The 22,645-nt window shown below is 61.5% G+C and carries 21 protein-coding genes; 14 read left to right on the top strand and 7 right to left on the bottom strand.

Going from position 1 to position 22,645, the window contains the following annotated elements; translation table 11 throughout:
• Positions 1 to 89: 89 nt before the first annotated feature.
• Complete coding sequence (locus G9X68_RS23535) at positions 90 to 956, bottom strand: endonuclease/exonuclease/phosphatase family protein (protein WP_171604453.1); 867 nt, start codon at positions 954 to 956, stop codon at positions 90 to 92.
• Positions 957 to 1,040: 84 nt separating this feature from the next.
• On the opposite strand from G9X68_RS23535, the gene obgE reads away from it, so the two are divergent.
• The 7 genes from obgE (at position 1,041) to modC (ending at position 8,550) form a co-directional block, all read left to right on the top strand.
• The gene (gene obgE, locus G9X68_RS23530) at positions 1,041 to 2,135 is read left to right on the top strand and encodes a GTPase ObgE (RefSeq protein WP_171604452.1); all 1,095 of its coding nucleotides are present in this window, start codon (positions 1,041 to 1,043) and stop codon (positions 2,133 to 2,135) included.
• On the top strand, positions 2,122 to 3,291 hold the full coding sequence (gene proB / locus G9X68_RS23525) for a glutamate 5-kinase (RefSeq protein WP_171604451.1): 1,170 nt from the start codon (positions 2,122 to 2,124) through the stop codon (positions 3,289 to 3,291). The genes obgE and proB overlap by 14 nt, the downstream gene beginning before the upstream one ends.
• On the top strand, positions 3,284 to 4,567 hold the full coding sequence (locus G9X68_RS23520; RefSeq protein WP_171604450.1) for a glutamate-5-semialdehyde dehydrogenase: 1,284 nt from the start codon (positions 3,284 to 3,286) through the stop codon (positions 4,565 to 4,567). Before proB ends, G9X68_RS23520 begins: the two co-directional genes overlap by 8 nt.
• A gap of 37 nt (positions 4,568 to 4,604) precedes the next feature.
• Positions 4,605 to 5,204 (top strand): nicotinate-nucleotide adenylyltransferase, encoded by a 600-nt coding sequence (locus G9X68_RS23515; RefSeq protein ID WP_244956245.1) that lies wholly within the window; start codon positions 4,605 to 4,607, stop codon positions 5,202 to 5,204.
• 526 nt (positions 5,205 to 5,730) lie between these two features.
• Positions 5,731 to 6,522, top strand: coding sequence for a molybdate ABC transporter substrate-binding protein (gene modA, locus G9X68_RS23510; protein ID WP_171604448.1), 792 nt, complete (start codon positions 5,731 to 5,733; stop codon positions 6,520 to 6,522).
• A gap of 262 nt (positions 6,523 to 6,784) precedes the next feature.
• A complete protein-coding gene (modB, locus tag G9X68_RS23505) occupies positions 6,785 to 7,486 on the top strand; it encodes a molybdate ABC transporter permease subunit (protein ID WP_138332029.1) in 702 nt (233 codons plus the stop codon).
• On the top strand, positions 7,483 to 8,550 hold the full coding sequence (gene modC, locus G9X68_RS23500) for a molybdenum ABC transporter ATP-binding protein (RefSeq protein ID WP_171604447.1): 1,068 nt from the start codon (positions 7,483 to 7,485) through the stop codon (positions 8,548 to 8,550). Before modB ends, modC begins: the two co-directional genes overlap by 4 nt.
• Here modC and G9X68_RS23495 read toward each other — a convergent pair whose 3' ends face one another.
• Complete coding sequence (locus G9X68_RS23495; RefSeq protein ID WP_171604446.1) at positions 8,551 to 8,928, bottom strand: winged helix-turn-helix domain-containing protein; 378 nt, start codon at positions 8,926 to 8,928, stop codon at positions 8,551 to 8,553.
• 211 nt (positions 8,929 to 9,139) lie between these two features.
• Here G9X68_RS23495 and rsfS point away from each other — a divergent pair, with 211 nt between their 5' ends.
• The 6 genes from rsfS (at position 9,140) to G9X68_RS23465 (ending at position 14,942) form a co-directional block, all read left to right on the top strand.
• Entirely contained in the window at positions 9,140 to 9,583 is a 444-nt protein-coding gene (rsfS, locus tag G9X68_RS23490) for a ribosome silencing factor (protein WP_032984631.1), read from the top strand.
• 116 nt (positions 9,584 to 9,699) lie between these two features.
• Positions 9,700 to 10,182: a 23S rRNA (pseudouridine(1915)-N(3))-methyltransferase RlmH gene (gene rlmH, locus G9X68_RS23485; RefSeq protein WP_112905560.1), complete on the top strand. Its 483-nt coding sequence runs from the start codon at positions 9,700 to 9,702 to the stop codon at positions 10,180 to 10,182.
• A gap of 173 nt (positions 10,183 to 10,355) precedes the next feature.
• The gene (locus G9X68_RS23480; protein ID WP_171604445.1) at positions 10,356 to 11,771 is read left to right on the top strand and encodes a murein hydrolase activator EnvC family protein; all 1,416 of its coding nucleotides are present in this window, start codon (positions 10,356 to 10,358) and stop codon (positions 11,769 to 11,771) included.
• Positions 11,761 to 13,083 (top strand): S41 family peptidase, encoded by a 1,323-nt coding sequence (locus G9X68_RS23475; protein WP_065281649.1) that lies wholly within the window; start codon positions 11,761 to 11,763, stop codon positions 13,081 to 13,083. The genes G9X68_RS23480 and G9X68_RS23475 overlap by 11 nt, the downstream gene beginning before the upstream one ends.
• Before the next feature lie 77 nt (positions 13,084 to 13,160).
• Positions 13,161 to 14,357: a divergent polysaccharide deacetylase family protein gene (locus tag G9X68_RS23470; RefSeq protein ID WP_171604444.1), complete on the top strand. Its 1,197-nt coding sequence runs from the start codon at positions 13,161 to 13,163 to the stop codon at positions 14,355 to 14,357.
• A gap of 51 nt (positions 14,358 to 14,408) precedes the next feature.
• A complete protein-coding gene (locus tag G9X68_RS23465; protein ID WP_171604443.1) occupies positions 14,409 to 14,942 on the top strand; it encodes an RNA pyrophosphohydrolase in 534 nt (177 codons plus the stop codon).
• 172 nt (positions 14,943 to 15,114) lie between these two features.
• Here G9X68_RS23465 and bfr read toward each other — a convergent pair whose 3' ends face one another.
• The 5 genes from bfr to G9X68_RS32065 form a co-directional block, all read right to left on the bottom strand.
• The gene (bfr, locus tag G9X68_RS23460; protein WP_003543950.1) at positions 15,115 to 15,600 is read right to left on the bottom strand and encodes a bacterioferritin; all 486 of its coding nucleotides are present in this window, start codon (positions 15,598 to 15,600) and stop codon (positions 15,115 to 15,117) included.
• Positions 15,566 to 15,964, bottom strand: coding sequence for a (2Fe-2S)-binding protein (locus tag G9X68_RS32070; protein ID WP_240603957.1), 399 nt, complete (start codon positions 15,962 to 15,964; stop codon positions 15,566 to 15,568). Before G9X68_RS32070 ends, bfr begins: the two co-directional genes overlap by 35 nt.
• A 122-nt stretch (positions 15,965 to 16,086) precedes the next feature.
• Entirely contained in the window at positions 16,087 to 19,551 is a 3,465-nt protein-coding gene (locus G9X68_RS23450; RefSeq protein ID WP_171604441.1) for an error-prone DNA polymerase, read from the bottom strand.
• Positions 19,548 to 20,993, bottom strand: a complete 1,446-nt coding sequence (locus G9X68_RS23445; protein WP_342355382.1) for a Y-family DNA polymerase — start codon at positions 20,991 to 20,993, stop codon at positions 19,548 to 19,550. Before G9X68_RS23445 ends, G9X68_RS23450 begins: the two co-directional genes overlap by 4 nt.
• 10 nt (positions 20,994 to 21,003) lie before the next feature.
• A complete protein-coding gene (locus tag G9X68_RS32065; RefSeq protein WP_244956239.1) occupies positions 21,004 to 21,948 on the bottom strand; it encodes an ImuA family protein in 945 nt (314 codons plus the stop codon).
• A gap of 161 nt (positions 21,949 to 22,109) precedes the next feature.
• On the opposite strand from G9X68_RS32065, the gene G9X68_RS23440 reads away from it, so the two are divergent.
• Positions 22,110 to 22,547: a metallopeptidase family protein gene (locus tag G9X68_RS23440; protein WP_131628227.1), complete on the top strand. Its 438-nt coding sequence runs from the start codon at positions 22,110 to 22,112 to the stop codon at positions 22,545 to 22,547.
• Positions 22,548 to 22,645 lie beyond the last annotated feature (98 nt).

The raw sequence follows: 22,645 nt of genomic DNA, 5'->3' as shown, positions 1-22,645 counted from the left end.
AGCATGATGCCGAAAAGTGTACGCGGTTTTCGGACAACATCATGCTCAAAGACTAGAAAGGAGGCGTCGCCGCACCGGCGGCGTCTCCTTCAATCGCCGATCTCGACCCATAGAGGGAAATGGTCGGAACCGACGGATTGCGTATCGATCCGGGCGGATTTCAACCGGCCCTCGAGGCCGCAACTGACGAAGCAATAATCGAGATGCATGCGTTTGCCGTGATCTTCGGGATTCATCCAGCTGTAGCTCTCCGGGGAGTAGGCCTTCAGCGCCGCAAAGGCGTCGACCGGCGTGCCGATCCTCGCCACGCGGCCGTAATATCCGCCGCCAGCCCCGGCCAGCGCGCAATATTCCGGCGATTCCGGCTCCATGTTGAAATCGCCCATGATGATATAATCCTCCGGCAGCGGCGGCTCAGGCAGGTCGAATTCACCACCTCCCGTCAGCGACCCACCCTCCTGGACGAAGGCATTGATATGCGTGTTCAAGAATTGCAGCTGGCGGATGCGCTCGTCGGCGGAGACATGGTCGAGATGCACGGAATAGACGCGGACCGCACCGCCGGGTGCGTCGATCACCGCCTCGGTTGCGCCGCGCTGCAGATTGATCTTGCCGATCGTCCGGCTGCGCGGCAGAAGCAGCGTCCGGGTCGAGAGGATCGGCCATCGCGACAGCACCATATTGCCGAACTGAAAACGGGTACCCGGCACCGGCTGGAGCCCGCCTTCGGCCGCTTCGACATGCATGTCGCAGGCTGGCCCATACACCCAGAAATAGTCGGGAAAGAAGGCTGCAACATCGGCCACCATGTCGGCAAAACCGTTGCGGGAGAAGCCGCGGGTCACCTCCTGCAGCGCGATGACATCGGCACCCTCGAGGCCCCGGGCAATCCGCGCCAGATCGTATCTGCCGTCGAGACCGAAGCCGTACTGTATGTTATAGCTCGCAAAATTCACGATAGTCTTTGACCTCCGTCGGAACCGCCTATATCGAATGGGCCAAGACGGGCCGTCCAACTGCCACTGAATATTGGAAGTAAAATGAAATTTCTCGACGAAGCAAAGGTCTATATCAAGTCCGGGGACGGCGGCGGCGGCAGCGTTTCCTTCCGACGCGAGAAATTCATTGAGTTCGGCGGCCCGGATGGCGGTGATGGCGGACGCGGCGGCGACGTCTGGGTCGAGGCCGTCAACGGCCTGAACACGCTGATCGATTTCCGCTATCAGCAGCATTTCAAGGCGACGATCGGCACCCATGGCATGGGCAGGAATCGCACCGGCGCCAATGGAAGCGACGTGACGTTGAAGGTTCCCGTGGGCACCCAGATCTTCGAGGAAGATCAGGAAACGCTGATCTGCGACCTGACCGTCGAAGGCCAGCGTTACTGCCTCGCCCATGGCGGCAATGGCGGCTTCGGCAACGCCCATTTCAAAACTTCGACCAACCAGGCGCCGGATTGGGCCAATCCCGGTCTGCCTGGCGAGGAAAAAACCATCTGGCTGCGCCTGAAGCTGATTGCCGATGCCGGCCTCGTCGGCCTGCCCAATGCCGGCAAGTCGACCTTCCTGGCTGCCGTCACCCGCGCCCGGCCGAAGATCGCCAACTATCCCTTCACCACGCTGCATCCCAATCTTGGCGTCGCCACCATCGACGAGCGCGAATTCATCCTTGCCGACATTCCGGGCCTAATCGAAGGCGCCCATGAAGGGGTCGGCATAGGTGACCGTTTCCTCGGCCATGTCGAGCGCACCCGCGTGCTGCTCCACCTCATCTCCGCCCAGGAGGAAAAGGTCGGCAAGGCGTATAAGACGGTCAAGCACGAACTCGAAGCCTATGGAAACGATCTGACCGACAAGGCCGAGATCGTGGCGCTGTCACAGATCGACGTGCTCGATGATGCCGAACTGAAGAAGAAGACCAAGGAATTGGCCAAGGCCTGCGGCAAGACGCCGTTCCAGATTTCGGCCGTCACCGGCAGGGGCATGACCGAGGTGCTGCGTGCGCTGCGCGACATCATCGTCGAAGCCAATACCGAGGAGAAGCCGGCCAAGGTGCCGAAGCTGCGCCATCGCGACATGGTCGTCACCGATGAGGGCCAGGACAAGGGTGGGGACGAGGACGATGACCAGCCGTAAGCCGCTTGGCCGCTACCGCCGCATCGTCATCAAGATCGGATCCGCGCTTCTCGTCGACCGCAAGGCCGGGCTGAAGAAAGCCTGGCTTGATGCCATGTGCGCCGATATCTCCGGCCTGAAGGCCAAGGGCATCGATGTGCTCGTCGTCTCCTCGGGCGCAATCGCGCTCGGCCGCTCGGTGCTCGACCTGCCGTCAGGTCCGCTGAAGCTGGAGGAAAGCCAGGCGGCGGCGGCCGTCGGCCAGATCGCGCTGGCGCGCGCCTGGTCGGAAAGCCTGTCGCGCGACGAGATCGTCGCCGGCCAGATCCTGCTGACGCTCGGCGATACCGAGGAGCGCCGCCGTTATCTCAATGCGCGCGCCACCATCAATCAGCTTTTGAAGATCGGCGCCGTGCCGATCATCAACGAGAACGACACCGTCGCCACCAGCGAGATCCGCTATGGCGACAACGACCGGCTGGCCGCCCGCGTCGCGACGATGACCGGTGCCGATCTGCTCATCCTTCTCTCCGACATCGACGGCCTCTACACCGCGCCGCCGCATCTCGACCCGAACGCGACGTTCCTGGAAACGATTGCCGCAATCACCCCGGAGATCGAGGCGATGGCCGGAGGTGCGGCCTCCGAACTCTCGCGCGGCGGCATGCGCACCAAGATCGATGCCGGCAAGATTGCGACGGCATCAGGCTGCGCCATGATCATCACCTCCGGCAAGACCGACAACCCTCTGTCGGCAATCGAAAACGGCGCGCGTTCCTCCTGGTTCGCGCCGTCGGGCACACCCGTTACCGCCCGCAAGACCTGGATTGCCGGGCAGCTGCAGCCGGCCGGCGAACTGCATGTCGACGACGGCGCCGTCGTCGCCCTCGGTGCCGGCAAGAGCCTGCTTCCGGCCGGCGTGCGCAGCGTTTCTGGCCTCTTCAGCCGCGGCGATACGGTGGCGATCATCGGCCCGGCCGGCCGCGAGATCGCCCGCGGTCTGGTAAGCTACGATGCCGACGACGCCCGTCGCATTGCCGGCCGCAAGTCGGCGGAGATCGAGGCCATTCTCGGTTATGCCGGGCGCGCCGCCATGGTCCATCGCGACGACATGGTGATGACCGCGCAGATCGGATCAAAATCGGAAAGGCAGAAGAAGGACGCGAGCTATGCTTGATACCGTTGCGCCGGGCCCTGACATTGACCTGCTGATGAACGACATCGGCCGCAAAGCAAAGGCTGCCGCACGACCGCTGGGCTTTGCGTCCACCGAGGCGAAGAACAGCGCGCTGAATGCCATGGCCGATGCGATCCTGGCGAACAAGGCGCAGATTCTTGCCGAGAACGCCAAGGACCTGAAGGACATCGAAGGCACCGAGATGCTCGCTTCCTTCGTCGACCGGCTGACGCTGAACGACAAGCGCATCGCCGAAATGGCCGAGGGAATCCGCGCCATCGCCGCCCTTTCCGATCCGGTCGGCGAAGTCATCGCTGCCTGGGACCGGCCGAACGGCCTGAAGATCGAGCGCGTCCGTACGCCGCTCGGCGTCATCGGCGTGATCTTCGAAAGCCGGCCGAACGTCACCGCCGATGCCGGCGCCCTCTGCCTCAAGGCGGGCAATGCCGTCATCCTGCGTTGCGGCTCGGATTCGCGCCGTTCATCGCAGGCTATCCATGCCTGCCTGGTCGAGGGCCTGAAGGCGGCGGGACTTCCAGAGCATGCTATCCAGCTCGTGCCGGTCACCGACCGCGCCGCCGTCGGCGCCATGCTGCGCGGCCTGGACGGCGCAATCGACGTCATCGTGCCGCGCGGCGGCAAGAGCCTGGTTGCCCGCGTGCAGAGCGAGGCCCGCGTGCCGGTTTTTGCCCATCTCGAAGGTCTTTGCCATATCTATGTCGATGCCTCGGCCGACATCGAAATGGCGAAAAAGATCATCGTCAACGCCAAGATGCGCCGCACCGGCATCTGCGGCGCAGTCGAAACCCTGCTCGTCGATGGTGCTGCGATCGGCACGCATCTGACGCCGCTGCTCGAGGTTCTGACAGAGGCCGGCTGCGAGGTCCGTGCTTCGCCGACGGTGCTGAAGGTTGCACCCGGCATGAAGCCCGCGGCCGAGGAGGACTGGTCGACCGAATATCTCGATGCGATCATTTCAGTTGCCGTCGTCGACGGCATATCGGGCGCGATCGCCCATATCCAGACATATTCCTCGAACCACACCGAGGCGGTCATCGCCGAGGACCCTGACGTCGTCGCGCGTTTCTTCACCGAGGTCGATTCGGCGATCCTGCTGCATAATGCCTCGACGCAGTTTGCCGATGGCGGCGAGTTCGGCATGGGTGCGGAAATTGGCATCGCCACCGGCAAGATGCATGCCCGTGGCCCGGTCGGCGTCGAACAGCTCACCTCCTTCAAATATCGGGTGCACGGTGCCGGACAGACGCGGCCCTGACGTGACGAATGAGGATGTGGACCGGCGCTATCTCCGCATGCCGCACAGCGAGCGCGGCATGGTCGTCGGTCTGTTCGGCGGTTCGTTCAATCCGCCGCATCAGGGCCACGCGCTCGTCGCCGAGATCGCCCTCAAGCGGCTTGGCCTCGACCAACTCTGGTGGATGGTCACCCCGGGCAATCCGCTGAAGAGCCGCAACCAGCTCGCTCCGCTTGCCGAACGCATTGCCGAAAGCGAGCGTGTTGCCGCCGATCCCCGCGTCAAGGTCACCGCCTTCGAACAGACGCTCGGCACCAGCTACACCGCCAACACGCTTGCCCGCGTCAAGGCCCGCAATCCGCATGTGCATTTCATCTGGATCATGGGCGCAGACAGCCTGCAGAGCTTTCACAAATGGCAGAAATGGCAGGAGATTGCCCGCACCTTCCCGATCGCGGTGATCGATCGGCCGGGCGCGACGCTGTCCTTCCTGTCCTCGAAAATGACAAGGACCTTCGATTTCGCCCGGGTCGACGAGGATGACGCCCGTGTTCTCTGGAAGAAACGTGCGCCGGCCTGGACCTTCATCCACGGACCGCGCTCCGGCCTGAGCTCGACGGCAATCCGCAACGGCTCTTCGCACGGCGACGCCGAATAGAGCGCCGCGCGCCCAGCAAGACGCATGCACCAGTCTGATTTCAGAAGATCCCGAAAACGAGAAAGCCCGACGGGGGAGGAGATCCGTCGGGCTTATAAACTCGATCGACAACTGGGAGGAGGAGTGTTGTCGATCCTACCGAACGGCTATGGGAGGAGGAGAAGCCGTTTCGATGAGTGTGTTGTACCATATTTCGCAGGAAGATGAATATCGATTGGTGCATTGCAGCAATGCATCGCGTGCAATCCTGTGCAGCCTTGTGGCTTTGGCATTGCCGTTTTTCTTAGCAGAATCGACGGAGCATTCTCTGCCGCCGGGAGTTCTTGCGGTTTGCCAACCTGTCGCTCGGGTATTTCCACCCTATGGATCTCACGCCGCGGTTCAAGCCATGCACTTCAACAATGCGTAACCATGGGTCGTTGCGTATATGGCGGCCTAATATGGTTATATTTTCCTGGATATATCCCTAGCCAAGATGCCTCGCCCGTTATATTCGTCGCAATATTTCGAAACCTGGGGAGAAATCATGCAGAACCGCCGCCGATGGATGAAACTGGCAACCGCCGCGATCCTGGCCCTCTGGCTTGGCGCAGCAGCGTTTCCAGCGCCTGCCGCCGCAGCCGAAAAACTCACCGTCTTTGCGGCGGCGAGCCTCAAGGATGCGCTCGACGCCGCCAATGCCGCCTGGGCAAAGGAAAGCGGCAAGGAAGCCGTCACCTCCTATGCGGCAAGCGGGGCGCTGGCCAAACAGATCGAAAACGCGGCACCCGCCGATATTTTCATCTCGGCCGATCTCGACTGGATGGATTATGTCGCCAAGAAAAACCTGATCAAGGCCGATAGCCGCTCCAACCTGCTCGGCAACAAGATTGTGCTCGTTGCGGAAAAGGACGGGGCAAAGCCGGTCGAGATCAAGCAGGGCTTCGACCTCGCCGGGCTTTTGGGTGACGGCAAGCTTGCGATGGGTGAGCCGAAATCGGTTCCGGCCGGCAAATACGGCATGGCCGCACTCGAAAAGCTCGGCGTCTGGAAATCGGTCGAAACCAAGGTCGCCGGCGCCGAAAGCGTGCGCGCCGCCCTGGCCCTCGTCTCTCGCGGCGAAGCGCCCTTTGGCATCGTCTACCAGACGGATGCCGCAGCCGATAAGAGTGTCGCCATCGTCGGCACCTTCCCCGCCGATTCCCATCCGCCGATCATCTATCCGATCGCCATCCTCGCCGAAAGCAAGAACCCGGATGCATCAGCCTATCTCGACTTCCTGAAATCCGACAAGGCAGCCGCCTTCTTCACAGCGCAGGGTTTCACCATCCTGAAATGATCGAGGCCTGAAATGATTGCGGGATTTGCACGTCAGTGCCTGACTTGCGGCTCACATCACGATGTTTCAGTCTACTGACGAAGACCGCTAACTCCTCTATCGTCATGCTCGGGCCTGTCCCGAGCATCTGCATCCGGTCGATTTTGGAGAGGCAGCAGATCCTCGGCACAAGGCCGAGGATGACGCCGAGTAAAGAGCAAGATTTGGCAACAAACGGCTTGCATGTGCAAGCCTTCACTTTTGAGAGGAATAAAGGCGCTTGTTGGACGCTCTGGGCTTGAGCAATGAGGAATGGACGGCGATCCTGCTCAGCCTGCGCGTCTCGATCGTCGCCATGCTGGCAAGCCTGCCCTTCGGCATCCTCGTCGCACTGCTGCTTGCCCGCGGCCGCTTCTGGGGCAAGTCGGTGCTGAACGGCGTCGTTCATCTGCCGCTGATCCTGCCTCCGGTGGTCACCGGTTTTCTTCTCCTCATCCTGTTTGGCCGCCGCGGTCCGATCGGCAGCCTGCTCGATCAATATTTCGGCATTGTTCTCTCCTTCCGATGGACCGGTGCGGCTCTGGCCTGCGCCGTCATGGCCTTTCCGCTGATGGTGCGCAGCATCCGCCTGTCGATCGAGGCGGTCGACCGCAAGCTGGAAGAAGCAGCCGGAACGCTCGGCGCCGGCCCTGTCTGGGTCTTCCTGACGATCACCCTGCCGCTGACCCTGCCCGGCATCATCGCCGGTATGATCCTTTCCTTCGCCAAGGCGATGGGCGAATTCGGTGCGACGATCACCTTCGTCTCCAACATTCCGGGCGAAACCCAGACGCTGTCGGCGGCGATCTATACCTTCACCCAGGTGCCGGGCGGCGATGCTGGCGCGCTCCGCCTGACGCTCGTCGCGGTCGTCATTTCCATGGCCGCCCTGCTCGCCTCCGAATTCCTCGCCCGTCTTGCCGGCCGGAGGATCGATCCGGAATGACGCTGATCGTCGCGGCAAAACAGAGGCTCGGCGCCTTTTCGCTCGATGCCGCCTTCACCTCCGAGCGAGGCGTCACCGCGCTGTTCGGCCGCTCCGGCTCCGGTAAGACCTCGATGATCCGCATCATCGCCGGCCTCGCCCGCCCGGACGAAGGCCGCGTCGTCCTCGACGGCGAGGCCTTGACCGAAACCGAAACCGACATCTTCGTCCCGAAACATCGCCGCCGCTTCGGTTATGTCTTTCAGGAAGCGCGGCTTTTCCCGCATCTCAGCGTTCGCGCCAATCTATTCTATGGCCGCTGGTTCGCGGCGAGAACGGCGCGCGGCGAGAGCTTCGATCGCATCGTCGACCTGCTCGGCATTGAGACGCTGCTGGAGCGTAGCCCCTCGAAACTCTCCGGCGGCGAGAAGCAGCGCGTCGCCATCGGCCGCGCCCTTCTCTCCTCGCCCCGCCTGCTGTTGATGGACGAACCGCTCGCCGCCCTCGACGAGGCGCGCAAGGCCGAGATCCTGCCTTATCTGGAGCGATTGCGCGACGAAACCGACATCCCGATCGTCTATGTCAGCCACTCGATCGCCGAGGTGGCACGGCTGGCCAACCAAGTCGTCGTCATGCGTGACGGCACAGTGGAAGCGACAGGCTCCGCTATCGACATATTGAGCCGCCCCTCCGCCGCCTCCGACCGGCGAGAAGCGGGCGCACTGCTGGAAGGCACGGTGGAGAGCTTCGATGCACGTCACTGTCTATCGACGGTCGCGCTGAAATCCTGTCAGCTCCATATTCCGGGTGCGGCCCTTGCGCCCGGCAAATCGGTCCGCATCCGCATTCCTGCCCGCGATGTCATGCTGGCGACCGCAAGGCCCGAGGGGCTGAGCGCGCTGAATATCCTGGAAGCAAAGATAGACGGGATATCGTCGACCGAGGACGGAACGGTGGAAATCCGGCTCGATTGCGGCGGCGATATCGTTCTTTCCCGGATCACGACGCTCTCCTGCGAGCGTCTCGATCTTCGACCGGGAAGGGTGGTCTTCGCCGTCATCAAGACGGTTGCCCTGGAGGCCTGATCAGCCGCGCTCGCTTTGCTGCAGGTTGCGCTTGGCCTCGAGCCAGGCGAGGTCCTCCGCAAGGCTGGTCCGCACCGTCTTTTCCATCCGACGGAAACGGTCGAGCAGTTCCTCGCCGAACGGCGTCAGCACCGCGCCGCCGCCCTTTTGCCCGCCGCGCTGCGATTCCACCACCTGCTCGTTAAACATCCGGTTCATCTCGCTGACCAGCAGCCATGCCCGCCGATAGGACATGTCCATCGCCCGCCCCGCCGCCGAGATCGATCCGGTCTGGCGGATATGCTCCAGCAGTTCCATCTTGCCATGGCCGAGGCGATCCTCGTCCGGAAAGCTGATTCGCAGGACGGGCACGAGTGTTTTTGCGGCTGAGTCGGTCATTGAATCTGGAGATCGTGGAATTTGCCGCACTTTACGCTGCGGCAGGGAAACTGTACACCGCCCGCACAAGGCCGCCCCGAGCAGTCAAATACTTCAATTCGAAGGGCAGATCGGATTTTCGGCCGTTCCGTACCTTAGCATGTCTTGAAACATTAATGGTTTGATGCCTATCTTAACCATGATCCGGTCTCGATCGGATCTCGTGTTGTGCATAGTTTGTCATTCCAGGAAAGGGAAAGCACTGACAACAGTACACGCCAAGGGAAAAACGCTCGCCGTTATCCCGAAGAGTGCGGAACGTGGCGCCGATGCCGCCGCCCGTGCCCTAGAAACCGTCCTCGCCAGCCTCGAGGACTCCAAAGCTGAAGATATCGTTACCATCGACATTGCCGGAAAATCGGCGCTGGGAGACTACATGATCGTCGTCTCCGGCCGCTCGAACAGGCATGTCATGGCGATCTCGGATCACCTGCTCACCGACCTTAAGGACGACGGCCTCGGTACGGCCCGCGTCGAAGGTCAGGAAGGCGGCGATTGGGTCCTGATCGACACCGGTGACATTATCGTGCATGTGTTCCGGCCCGAAATCCGCGAGTTCTACAACATCGAAAAGATGTGGGCGGCTCCGGATATGGATGAAGAAACACGGCACTGACAGGCGAGCCGGCATTCTGTCCGGCGCCTGAGACGTGGCATTGGCTGGCCGGCAACAGATAAGCCGGCCGGTGGCGTGGTGTGCGCCCGATGTGCTGCATGAGCGGGAGCGGATGAATGCGAATAGGTCTTTTTGCGGTGGGACGGCTGAAGTCCGGCCCGGAAAAGGATCTTGCCGCCCGTTATTTCGACCGTTTCGCCAAGGCCGGCCCTGCCGTCGGCCTCGAACTGACCCGTGTTGCCGAAGTTGGCGAAAGCCGCGCCTCCAATGCGGAGACCCGCAAGCGCGAAGAGGCGGCGATGCTTCTCAAATCGCTTGCCGATGGCAGTATCCTCATTCTTCTCGATGAACGCGGCAAGGCGCTCGACAGCGAAGCCTTCGCAAACCTGCTCGGCTCCTATCGCGACCAGGGCAAACGCGAGCTGACAATCGCGATCGGCGGCGCCGACGGCCTCGATCCCTCCCTTTACGACCGTGCCGACGCCACGCTGTGCCTGGGCAAAATGACCTGGCCGCACCAGCTCGTACGCACACTGATCGCCGAGCAGCTCTATCGCGCCGTCACCATCCTTTCCGGCCACCCCTATCATCGCGTCTGATGCCGCGTCGGCCCCGATGCGTCGACAATCGCAATGTCACGCAGGCGTGTTTTGCTAGGCAGCCCGTTCTCCTGCAAACGTTATGGCAAAGCGCACCAAATCAGCTTAGTCTCCGCGCGATTTGAGAAAGTGCCCCAACACGCATGACGAGAGCATCCACCAGGCGACACCGCATGATCCTGCCGGCTATCGCGGCCGGTGTCGGTGTGGCGGCGATTGTCGTGTCGGCAAATCCGTTCAGCGTCCGGGCGCAGGAAGCCGGCCCCGAGGCGGCACAGCCTTCGACCGAGCTGGCCGCACCTCCGCCGGCAGCCGAGCCGCCGCCGCCCGATCCGGCCGCCGAACTTGCCGCCAAGCGTGACCAGACCCGTGCCGAACTCGAAACCCTGTCGAAAACGATCAGCCTCTCCGCCGACAAGGTGAGCGCGCTTCAGCAGGGCATCGCCGATCTCGAAAAGAGCACGGAAAGCATCCGCCAGGCGCTGATCGATTCAGCTACCCGCCGCAAGACGCTCGAAAAACAGATCCTCGAAAGCGAGAAGAAGCTTGCCGATCTCGGCGTCAAGGAGGATGGCATTCGCCGCTCCCTGCACGAGCGCCGCGGCCTGCTGGCCGAGGTGCTGGCAGCGCTCCAGCGCATGGGCCGCAACCCGCCGCCCGCTTTGCTCGTCACCCCCGACGATGCGCTCGCCTCGGTGCGCAGCGCCATTCTGCTCGGCGCCGTCGTGCCCGGCATCCGCAAGGAGACCGACAAGCTTGCCGCAGACCTTGCAAGCCTCGCCGCATTGCAGACCGCAAGCGCTGCCGAGAAGACCTCGCTGACCGCGACGATGACCAACGGCATCGAGGAAGAGCGGCGCATGGATCTGCTGCTTGCCGAAAACGACAAGCTCAGCCGCAGCAACGCTGCCGAACTCGCGGCCGAAAGGAAACGTTCCGAGGAGCTGGCGGGCAAGGCGACGAGCCTTGAAGGCCTCGTCGCCTCGATGGAATCCGAGATCGCTTCGGTGCGGGATGCCGCCGCTGCCGCCCGTCAGGCCGAGGAGAACCGCAAGCTTATGACGGACGAGCAGCGCGCCCAGGCCAAGGCGCTTGCCGACAGCGGCGTGCCCGATAAAAACCGCATTGCGCCCGCATATCCCTTCGGAGAATTGAAGGCGAAATTGGAGGTGCCCGTTACGGGCGATATCCTGCGCCAGTTCGGCGATGCCGACGGCACCGGGCACGAGGCCATGGGAATGACGGTCGCCACCAATCCAGAGACAGTGGTGACGGCGCCTGCGGATGGTCTGGTGGTTTTCGCCGGCGCATTCCGTAGTTACGGCCAGATGATCATCCTCGACGCGGGCGATGGATACCACCTGGTTCTCTCGGGAATGGATACGATCAATACCCGTCAGGGAAAGTTCGTTTTCTCCGGCGAGCCGCTTGCCGTGATGGGCGCGAAAAGAGTGGCAAGCGCAACTGCATTGGCGCTGGAAACGAACCGGCCAACGCTTTACATTGAATTTCGAAAGGACGGTAAACCGGTCGATTCCCGGCCGTGGTGGACCGCCAAAGACACTGGAAAGGCACGCAATGATTCGTAGGGCTTCTCTTGTTCTGGTCGGCGCATTGATGGGTGCGACCGCAATGAGCGTCATTTATTCGGCAGGTGTGCCGGCAGAAGCGGCCGGATCCTCGACCTACAAGGAACTTTCGGTTTTCGGAGATGTCTTCGAGCGTGTGCGTGCGCAATATGTGACGCCGCCTGCGGAAGACAAGCTGATCGAGAACGCCATCAACGGCATGCTCTCCTCGCTCGATCCGCATTCGAGCTACATGAATGCGAAGGACGCCGAGGACATGCGCACCCAGACCAAGGGTGAGTTCGGCGGCCTCGGCATCGAAGTCACGATGGAAGACGAACTCGTCAAGGTCATTACCCCGATCGACGATACGCCCGCCGCCAAGGCCGGCGTTCTCGCCGGCGACTACATCTCCGAGATCGACGGCCAGTCCGTGCGCGGCCTGAAGCTGGAAGACGCCGTCGAGAAGATGCGCGGCGCCGTCAACACGCCGATCAAGCTGACGCTGATCCGCAAGGGTGCCGACAAGCCGATCGAGCTGACGATCGTTCGTGACGTCGTCGCCGTCCAGGCAGTCAAGTCGCGTGTCGAGGACGATGTCGGTTATCTCCGCATCATCTCCTTCACCGAGAAGACCTATCCTGACATGGAAAAGGCGATCAAGAAGATCAAGGACACCGTTCCGGCCGACAAGCTGAAGGGTTATGTTCTCGACCTGCGCCTCAATCCGGGCGGCCTGCTCGACCAGGCGATCAACGTCTCCGATGCCCTGTTGCAGCGAGGCGAAGTCGTTTCGACCCGCGGCCGCAATCCGGATGAAACCCGCCGCTTCAATGCCGGCCCGGGCGACCTGACGGATGGCAAGCCGGTGATCGTGCTGATCAACGGCGGTTCGGCTTCCGCATCGGAAATCGTCGCCGGCGCTCTTCAGGATCTGCGCCGTGCCACCGTTCTCGGCACGCGCTCCTTCGGCAAGGGCTCCGTCCAAACGATCATCCCGCTCGGTGAAAACGGCGCGCTGCGTCTGACCACGGCGCTCTACTACACGCCGTCGGGCCGCTCGATCCAGGGCACCGGCATCGCCCCCGACATCAAGGTCGAGGAGCCGCTGCCGGAGGAACTGCAGGGCAAGATGGTGACCGAAGGCGAATCCAGCCTGCGCGGCCACATCAAGGGTCAGAGCGAAACCGACGAAGGTTCGGGCTCCGTTGCCTACGTGCCGCCGGACCCGAAGGACGACGTTCAGCTGAACTACGCGCTCGACCTTCTGCGCGGCAAGAAGACCGATCCGGCCTTCCCGCCGAACCCGGACAAGGCCGTCGTCGCCAAGTAATCGATCAGCTCAAGGCCGGGCACCTCGCCCAGCCTTGAGCCTTTCTGCTGTTTCCCGGTTTTGGAGCGGGCAAAAAATTGGGAACGGACCTGCATGCGCCTCTGGGCCGCAACCGCAAAACCGGCCGCCGGCGCCCAGGCGTCCTGCGCCTCGGCCGTATCGCCGCCAGCCTTTGCCTTTTTGCGATAGGCGGCTTTTCGCTCTATACGGCATTTCGCGGCGATGGGCTCGACCGCACCAAACCGCCGGCGGCCGAACAAGCCGCAACGCCGCCTGCCAACGCCCCTCAGCCGCCGACGGCCACTACGGGCCAAGCGGCAGACGGCATGCCCCGCGCCGACCCGCGCTCGGGCGCCAATGTCGAGCAGATGGTCACCGGCGACGGCTCGGTCGTCACCAAATACAGTCCCCGCCCGCGCGACGGCGGCGGGCCGGTGCTGGTCGACGCCATGCAGATCGGCCAGGATCCGCGCATGGCAGCTCAGCCCAATGAAGCGCTGCTCGAAGAGACGCCTTTTGGCAGGCTGCCGATCGTCGGCCCCGATGGCCGGCGACCGATGGATCAATATGCGCGTCCCTCGTCCGGCGCGCGCGGCGTCCGCATCGCCATCGTCGTCAGCGGCCTCGGGCTCAGCCAGACCGGAACGCAGCGCGCCATCGCCGAACTCCCGGAAGAGATCACCTTCGCTTTTGCCGCAAGCGGCAACAGCCTGCAGCGCTGGATGCAGGAAGCCCGCCGCGGCGGTCACGAGATCCTTCTCCAGGTGCCGCTCGAACCCTTTGATTACCCGGCGAACGATCCAGGCCCCGAAACGCTGCTGACCACGAAGCCGGCCGCGCGGAACATCGAAAACCTGCACAAGGCGATGGGCGAGATCACCAACTATACCGGCGTCATGAATTATCTCGGCGGCCGTTTCCTGTCTGATCCCGCCGCCATGGAACCTGTCATGCGCGACATCGGCAAGCGCGGCTTGCTGTTTCTCGACGACGGCACATCGGCGCAGTCGAAGACGGCTGCGATCGCCAAGGGAACCGAACTGGCCTATGCCTTCGCCGACCTGCAACTCGACAGCCAGCTCGATATCAACGCTGTCCTGAAGAAGCTCGACGAGCTCGAGCGCATCGCCCGCAAGAACGGCCAGGCGATCGGCGTCGCCTCGGCTTTCGATGAGAGCGTTGACGCCATCGCCAAATGGAGCGAGGAGGCCGCGATGCGCGGCATCGAGATCGTCGGCGTCGCCGCCCTTTCCAACGACCCCCGGAATCCTTGAGAAGAATCCTTGAGAGGGATCCTTGAGAGGAATCCCAGAACGGAGAAGAAGATGAGCCAGGCGACCGTGAAAGCCGAGGATCTGCCCTACCGCCCCTGCGTCGGCGTGATGATCCTGAACCGCGATGGCCTCGTCTGGGCGGGAAGGCGCATCTCCGACGGCAATTCCGAATATGACGGCTCGCCGCAGCTCTGGCAGATGCCGCAGGGGGGCATCGACAAGGGCGAGGATCCATTGGACGCCGCCTACCGCGAGCTTTACGAGGAGACCGGCATCAAGACGGTAACCCTGCTTGCCGAAGCGAGAGACTGGATCAACTATGATCTGCCACCGGCACTGATCGGCATCGGGCTGAAGGGGAAATTCCGCGGCCAGACGCAGCGCTGGTTCGCCTTCCGCTTCGAAGGCGACGACAGCGAGATCGCTATCAATCCGCCGCCTGGCGGCCACGAGCCGGAATTCGATGCCTGGGAATGGAAGCCGATGCAGCAACTGCCGGGGCTGATCGTGCCCTTCAAGCGCGGCGTCTACGACCAGGTGGTGGCCGAGTTCCAGCATCTAGCAGCCCTACAATCGGAAGACTGATTGATACAGCATGATCGCGATTGATCAGGTCCGTTTTTGATTTCAGCAGATGGAAATGAAATAAGGGGCACCGGTTTCGACCCGGTTTGATGCAGCCGATCGCGGTGGCTGGCAGCGGATAATTCGATAGGTAACCCCGGCCGCCATGGGCGGCCGGTATCTCGTTCGAACCTTATTCGGCTTCGTTGGCGGAATCGGCGTTGAGCTGGCCGTATTTGCTCTCGCCGATTTTCTCGAGCAGGTCGATCTGTGTTTCGAGGAAGTCGATATGACCTTCCTCGTCCGCCAGCAGCTCCTCGAAAAGTTTCATGGAAACGTAGTCGCCGGCGTCATGACAGATATCGCGCGACTTTTTGTAGGCCGCGCGGGCGTCGTACTCGCCGGCAAGATCGGCTTCCAGAACTTCCTTGACGTTCTGGCCGATGCGCAGAGGTGCAAGAGTCTGCAGATTGGGATGGCCTTCGAGGAAGATGATGCGTGCAACGAGCCGGTCGGCATGGTGCATCTCTTCGATGGATTCGGCGCGCTCCTTCTTGGCGAGCTTGGTGTAGCCCCAGTCCTCAAGAAGACGATAATGAACCCAGTATTGGTTGACCGCACCGAGTTCGAGGAACAACGCCTCGTTAAGCCGCTCGATGACCTTTTTGTCGCCTTTCAATGTCCGCTCTCCTGTTTTCCTCATGGAATTGTTTCAAGCGGGACATGAAATCAAATATTTCGGTCTCCGTCGAGTGGCGACGGGCGTGATATTCCTCGGTCGTCTGGATAATGATGTCGACGACGTTGGGGAAACAACCGCAGCAGCGGCCGCGTTTTTCCATGGCGTGGTAGACCTTCGCAGGCACGATAAGCTGCCAACAGTCTTCATCGAGAAGGTTGGTGATAACCTCCCGAATTTCTTTATCGGTTATATAATTGCAGCTGCAGACAAGCACGTCTTCATTCCAAACATGACACTGACTATCGTGTTTTCTGCTAAAGAAGATGGTGGCTGTCAAGAAAAAATTCGAGTCCTGCATCATTGAACAGCGGTGTCCGGTGAGATCTCGATGCATATCGTCCGGGATTATGCAGCGGTTTCAGGATGATGACGCCATAAGCAAATAAAGGCGCGTCGTATGGTCCTTATCGGTGCGACGCATTTTTAATGAAAGTTGCGTCCGCGCGGCATCACTTGGGCGGTTTCTGCCGCGCCAGCATGGCGGCCTGTGGCAACAATCCGTTTTTCCAGCTCGGCCCTCTCCTGCACATTCGCAAGCTTTTTCTGCCGCTGATCGGCACCCGGCCTCAACACCTCGTCTGCCCGCTCGCAGACGCCGAAACGCCGGGCCTCGCGTTGCAGGATCCCGAGCGCCGGCGTCATGTCCTCGATATGCTCGACGACGGTATGGATCACGCCGCTCTGGCTTTGCAGCCTGCCGCGGATTTTCACCAGCCGGGCGCCCATCACGACCGAGCGGTATTTGTCGAATATCTTGTTCCAGACGATCGCATTGGCAACCCCGGTCTCGTCTTCCAACGTCATGAAGATCACACCTTTGGCCGAACCCGGCCGCTGGCGCACCAGCACGAGGCCCGCGATCGTCACCCTCTTTCCGTTCGCAACCTTCAACAGATCGACATTGCGCGTCACACCGGCCTTGCGCAATTCCTCACGCAGGAAGGAGACGGGATGCGCCTTCAGCGACAGTGAGAGATAACGATAGTCCTCGATGACCTGCTCTCCGGGCAGCATTTCCGGCAACTTTGCCGCAGGCTCGGCCTGGAGGTCGACATGACGGACCCGCTCGAAAAGCGGCAGCTCCTCAGTAGCGCTCCTCACATCCAGCGCCCGCACCGCCCAGAGCGCGTCGCGTCGCGATAGTTTAAGGGATTGGAACGCATCGGCATCCGCCAGTCGCTCGATGACCGACTTCTGCAGACCGGAGCGTAGCCAGAGATCCCGCACCGAGCTGTAGCCTTCGCCTCGATGACTGACCAGCTGTTCCATATCGTCTGTCGAAAGGCCCTTGATCTGCCGGAAGCCGAGCCGCACCGCATGCCGGGTCTTGATGATCGCGCGCATCTTCTCATGCCGGAAATCGACGGCATTCTGATCGAAGACAGCCTCTTCCAGCCCGCAATCCCAGTTCGATTCATTGATATCGACCGGCAGGATCCTTACCCCGTGCTCGCGTGCATCCCGCACCAGCTGCGCCGGTGCATAAAAGCCCATCGGCTGAGAGTTCAGCATCGCCGCGCAGAAGACGTCGGGATAATAGGCCTTGAGCCATGAGGAGGCATAGACGAGCAGCGCGAAGGAAGCGGCATGGCTTTCCGGGAAGCCGTATTCGCCGAAGCCCTTGATCTGGTTGAAACACTGCTGCGCGAATTCCTGGGCATAACCCTTTGAGACCATTCCCTCGATGAACCGCTTTTCGAAATTGCCGATCGTACCGGTTCTTTTGAATGTCGCCATCGCTCTGCGAAGCTTGTCGGCTTCCGCCGGTTTGAAGCCTGCGGCGGTAATGGCGATCTGCATAGCCTGTTCCTGGAACAAGGGCACGCCGAGGGTTCTTTCCAGAACCGTTTCCAGCTCCTTGCTCGGATATTCGATCGGGATGTTCTTGGCTCGCTGCTCCCGGCGCTTCAGATAGGGATGCACCATGTCGCCCTGGATCGGCCCTGGCCGCACGATCGCCACCTCTATGACGAGATCGTAGAATAGCGTCGGCTTCAGACGCGGCAGCATGCTCATCTGCGCCCGGCTTTCGATCTGGAAGACGCCGAGCGTATCGGCCCGGCCCATCATCTCGTAAACCGGCTCGCCTTCGTCCCCATGCTCCTTGTTGCCGAGGTCTGCGAGCGTCTTCTTCACGTCGTAATGCAATTCAAGCAGCGAGAAGGCCTTCCGCAGGCAGGTCAGCATGCCGAGCGCCAGCACATCCACCTTGAGGATCTTGACGTTGTCTAGGTCGTCCTTGTCCCACTCGATCATGTAGCGATCCGGCATCGCCGTCTTCATGATCGGCACCACCTCGTCGAGCCGATCCCGTGTGATGACGAAGCCGCCGACATGCTGGGTGAGGTGGCGCGGGAAGCCGAGAAGCTCGGAGGCATATTTCAGCACGTTCCGTGTCACAGGATCCTTGATATCGAGGCCAGCTGCCTTGGCATCTCGTTCCGAGAGATTGTCTTCGGACCAGCCCCAGACAAGGCTGCTGATCGCCGACTGAACATCCTTCGACAGACCGAAGGCCTTGGCGACCTCGCGGCCGGCCGAACGGGTGCGGTAGGTGGTCACCCCCGCCGTCAGCCCGGCATGTTCTTTTTTGTAGGTTTTGTAGATGAACTGGATGACCTCTTCACGCCGGTCATGTTCGAAATCGACATCGATATCCGGCGGCTCGTCGCGATCCATCGAAATGAAGCGGTCGAAGAGCAGTGTGCTCTTTTGAGGGTCGACTTCCGTTATCTCGAGGCAATAGCAGATGACCGAATTTGCCGCCGATCCGCGCCCCTGGCACAAGACCTTGAGTTCATAGCGGGCATGCTGAATGATCCTGTAAACCGTCAAGAAATAGGAGGCATATTTCTTCTGACGAATGAGATCGAGTTCATAATCGATCTGCTGTGCCACCTTGGGAGGGATACCCTCGGGATAGCGTCTTGCGGCTCCCGCTCTCGTCAACCTTTCGAGGGTCTCCTGCGGCGTTTCGCCGGGATCGTTTTCTGGCGGATAATTGTGCTCCAGTTCCTTCAGCGAGAAGGTCAAGCTGTCGAAAAATACCTGCGTATTTTCAATCGCACCAGAATAGTCCCGGAAGATCCGGACCATTTCACGTGAATCCTTGAGGTAACGCTCGGCATTCGGCGCCAGCAGGAATCCGGCTTGCGCTATCTGTACATGCTCCCGGATCGCGATCACGACATCCGAAAGCGGCCGGCGTTCAGGATGATGGTAAAGCGGTTGGTTGGTGGCAATCAGCGGCACACGGTTTCGGGCACCAAGCATGGCAAGCACCGCAAAGACCTGCCTGTCGCGGCCGTCATAGGCTGGCGCCAGCGTCATAAAAAAAGCCTTGCGGAAGCGTCTGCGAAACCGTTCCAGATAATCTTCCAGCGTCGACTGACCCGCCTGATGACCGACAAGGGTGCGATCCGGAACGAGGGCAAGCATCATCTCGTCCCCCCATTCCATGAGTTCCGCTTCTGTCAGAATGCAGCTTCCCTTGACCGATTCCTCCTTCAGATTGCCGGCGCTGAGCAGACGGCAGAGATTTGCCCAGCCTCGCCGGTTGCGCGGATAGGCGAGGATATCAGGCGTTCCATCGCAAAAGACGAGACGGGCGCCCGGTTGAACCCGGATAGGATCGAGAATGACCTCCGTTTTTCCTTTCTTCTTCGCCTCGGCTAAAATCGCATCCTTGTTTTTGTATCTCTCCTCAAGCTGCTCCGCCTGTGCATGCGCCCGCACCACGCCTGCAACCGAATTACGGTCCGCAATCCCGAGTCCGCCGAGCCTGAGATGAGCGGCCTGTACGACCATCTCTTCCGGGCCGGAGGCGCCTTCGAGAAACGAGAAATTCGTTCTCGTGCCGATCTCGAAAAATGCGGGTTCGCTCTTCATGCGAAAACACCGTGCATGAACCAGCGAGGATGGAATTCCTGACCATAGAAGCCGCGACGATAGATCCAGAAGCGATGTCCGGTCTCGTCCTCGATGCGGAAATAGTCACGCGCCTCGGCATCATCCCCATCGATCCACCATTCCATGGCAATCCGTTCCGGCCCTTCGCTTCTTGCCACCTGATGCTGCATGCGCCGCCAGCGGAAGATCTGCGGCGGACCATCGGGCACTTCGGCAAGTATGGTCTCGACGGGCTCCGGCGTTGCAAAGAGCCGCAGCGGGCGCTCTTGGCGGAAAGGAAGCTGGATGTCCGGCGCGGCCTTCCGCCTGGGAAGGCTCTCCATCACAGGAACCGTAATGACGGCGCGTTCGGGCACATGGCTCTCGCGGAGCTGGAAGCTCTGCAGGCAATCCGCACCAAGCCGGGCCGAAACCCGGTCGACGAAGGCCGAAAGCGAGATCTCTCCCTGACGGTCGCCCTCGAAATCACCCTGCGCCTCGTTGAAGGGATCGTGCCGCAACACATTCAACCGCAGGATCTCGAAACCATAGCCGGCATCGAGATCGTCATAGACCGCCTGCAATCGCTCGGAAAAAAGTCCGGCGATGAACTTTGGTTCGCGAAGCGGCCGAGAAGCGCCGACGGAGATACGAAAGACCCTGCCGTCGACACGGAACAGCACCAGTTCGAACACCCGCCCGCCAGCCCCCCGCGCCTCCAGCGACGGCTGCAGCGATAAGGCGACCTGGCTGGTGACGGCAAGGATCTGCTCTTCCGTCCCGATGGGCTCGATCAGCCGGCTTTCGGCCGAGAGGCTGGCAACAGGACGCCGGGGCGAGACCGGCTCCTCTTCACGTCCCAGCGCCTGGTCGAGACGCAGAAGCAGCTCCGGGCCGAACCGGCGGGTCAGCGGCGCTCGCGGTGCATCGATAACGTCGCCGATATATTTCAGACCGAGCTTCTTCAGGGCATCGACGGTTTGTCCTTCCAGCCGCAAGGCTGCAACCGGCAAGGACGTCAGCACATGTTCCGTCTCTTCGTCCTCGATCACGCCGCCTTGCCCGAAGCGGGACGCGGCCCAGGAAAGGCCGGGCGACGATGAGATCGCGCCGCAGGCATCGAATCCCATATGAAAAAGCCGCGACAGCACATCCTTGAGAAGCGCCTTTTCACCGCCGAAAAGATGGGCGCAGCCGCTAATGTCGAGAAACAGGCCGTCCTTGCCGTCAAACGCCACCAGCGGCGTATAGCGGTCGCACCAGTCGGCAATTGCCTCCAGCAACCGGCGGTCGGCCGCCGGATCCTCTTCCGCGACCTCGAGCATCGGGTACATGGCGCGCGCTTCGGCAACGCCCAGCTCCTTCTTCAACCCCAGCCTCTCGGCCAACTCGTCCAGTGCCGTCAGCCGCATGGCATTGTTGAGCTTGCCGGAACAGACGATAGGCGGCGTCTCAGGACGCCCTTTCGAACGCCAGGAGAGCCCCCATCGCCTGCGGGCGATGCGGTCCGTTGGCAGATGCGGGAAGCTGAGCGCCAGAATGCGCTGATTGTTCGCCTGAAGGACGAACGAGGTTTGGTTCGGCGACAGGGAGAAATTCGCGTTCATGGGGATTCCACTCCAGAAGAAAGGAGAGCGGGGCCGGATTTCGGCTCTTCTCCAGCGTCAGACGGAAAATCGGATTGCCGATGCTGCCGGAAAGTTTCGATCCATCCGGCAACGACCGCAGAGCGGACGAGGCTGGTTCGACCTGCAGACGGAAGGCCGCACTGCTTGCCTCCTCCGCTCCGGCCTGACGGACAAGAAAGAGCGGACAGCGGGCAGCATGCGCCCTGAGACTGAGCCTGCGGCTTTCGGTCAGGCCGAAATGGGCGGGATTGCCCCGCACTTCGAAGATGACGGCCGAGAAGGCAGCGCTTTCCACCGCCACTTCCGCCAGCCAGAGCGCCTCGTCCAGCTTGCGCGGGGCGGCATGGAGAAACCGCTCCGGGCTCAGCCCGAAATCCCGAAGCCCGGGGGCATAGGGACGACCGGCCTCCAGCGTGCCGACGGCATCGCCAATCCAGAGCAACGGCAGAAGGCGGCCGGCATCCGCTTCCTGCTTTTGCAGTCGCGCTGCAACAGCCATCGCCAGCCCGCTTGCAGCACCGGCATCACGAGACAGAGCCGAACGGAATTCGGTGATCGCATCGAGCGGCAGGCCGCCTTCCAGCGCCCCATCGAGAAACTCCACCCCAAACGGCAGGGGCGGCAGCGTGCGCTCCTGGCGGGTCTTACGTCCTTCCGCCAGGGCTTCCCGTTCCGCTGCAGCAAGCGCCGGCGCGGGCCTTCCCTCCAGTCTGGCGATGGTTTCGCGGAGCGCAAAAAGCCGCTCGCGCGCCAGGGCGTGCTGCGCCATGGCGTTCTCCGATCCGTCTTGTTCCTGTTATGTTCTTATAGATTCCAGAGAGCTAATGAAGAGTCAACGTCCATTTTCTATGAAAATATTCCTGCCTTTGATTCCGCACTCGAAAATCGGCGATAAAGGTTCTATATGGGCCCGCAAAGGAAGGAATATTCATGGCCCGCGTAGACCAGAGCGATGATTGGCAAGACCGCCATGCACCGACGATCAGCACCTTCGAGTCGCTGGCCATGGAGGCCTACAGCCATCTGCCGGATGAATTCCGCCAACTGACGACCAACCTCACGATCGAGATCGAAGATTTCCCCGATGACGACGTTTTCGAGGACATGGCCCTGGAAACCCCTTTCGATCTGCTCGGTCTTTTCGAGGGCAGGGGCATTTCCGAACGTTTCACGGTGGAAACCGGCGAGATGCCGAACCGCATCCGTCTCTACCGCCGTCCCATCCTCGATTACTGGGCTGAGAACGACGAGACGCTCGGCGATATCATCACCCACGTCCTGATCCACGAGATCGGCCATCATTTCGGGCTGAGTGACGATGACATGGAGCGGATCGAGGCAAGCGCCGAGGAAGCCGCCGAGCGCTAGAGCAATTCCAGGAAAAGTGCGAAGCGGTTTTCCGTCCGGAATTGCGTAAAAACAAAAGGCTAGAGCGGTCCTGCGTTTCCGTTAAAAGCTGAACCGCT

The sequence above is a fragment of the Rhizobium changzhiense genome (genome assembly GCF_013087625.1).
Taxonomy (GTDB): domain Bacteria; phylum Pseudomonadota; class Alphaproteobacteria; order Rhizobiales; family Rhizobiaceae; genus Rhizobium; species Rhizobium sophorae.
Note: the sequence above shows the minus strand (reverse complement) of the source record. Positions and strands in the feature narration are given on the sequence as shown.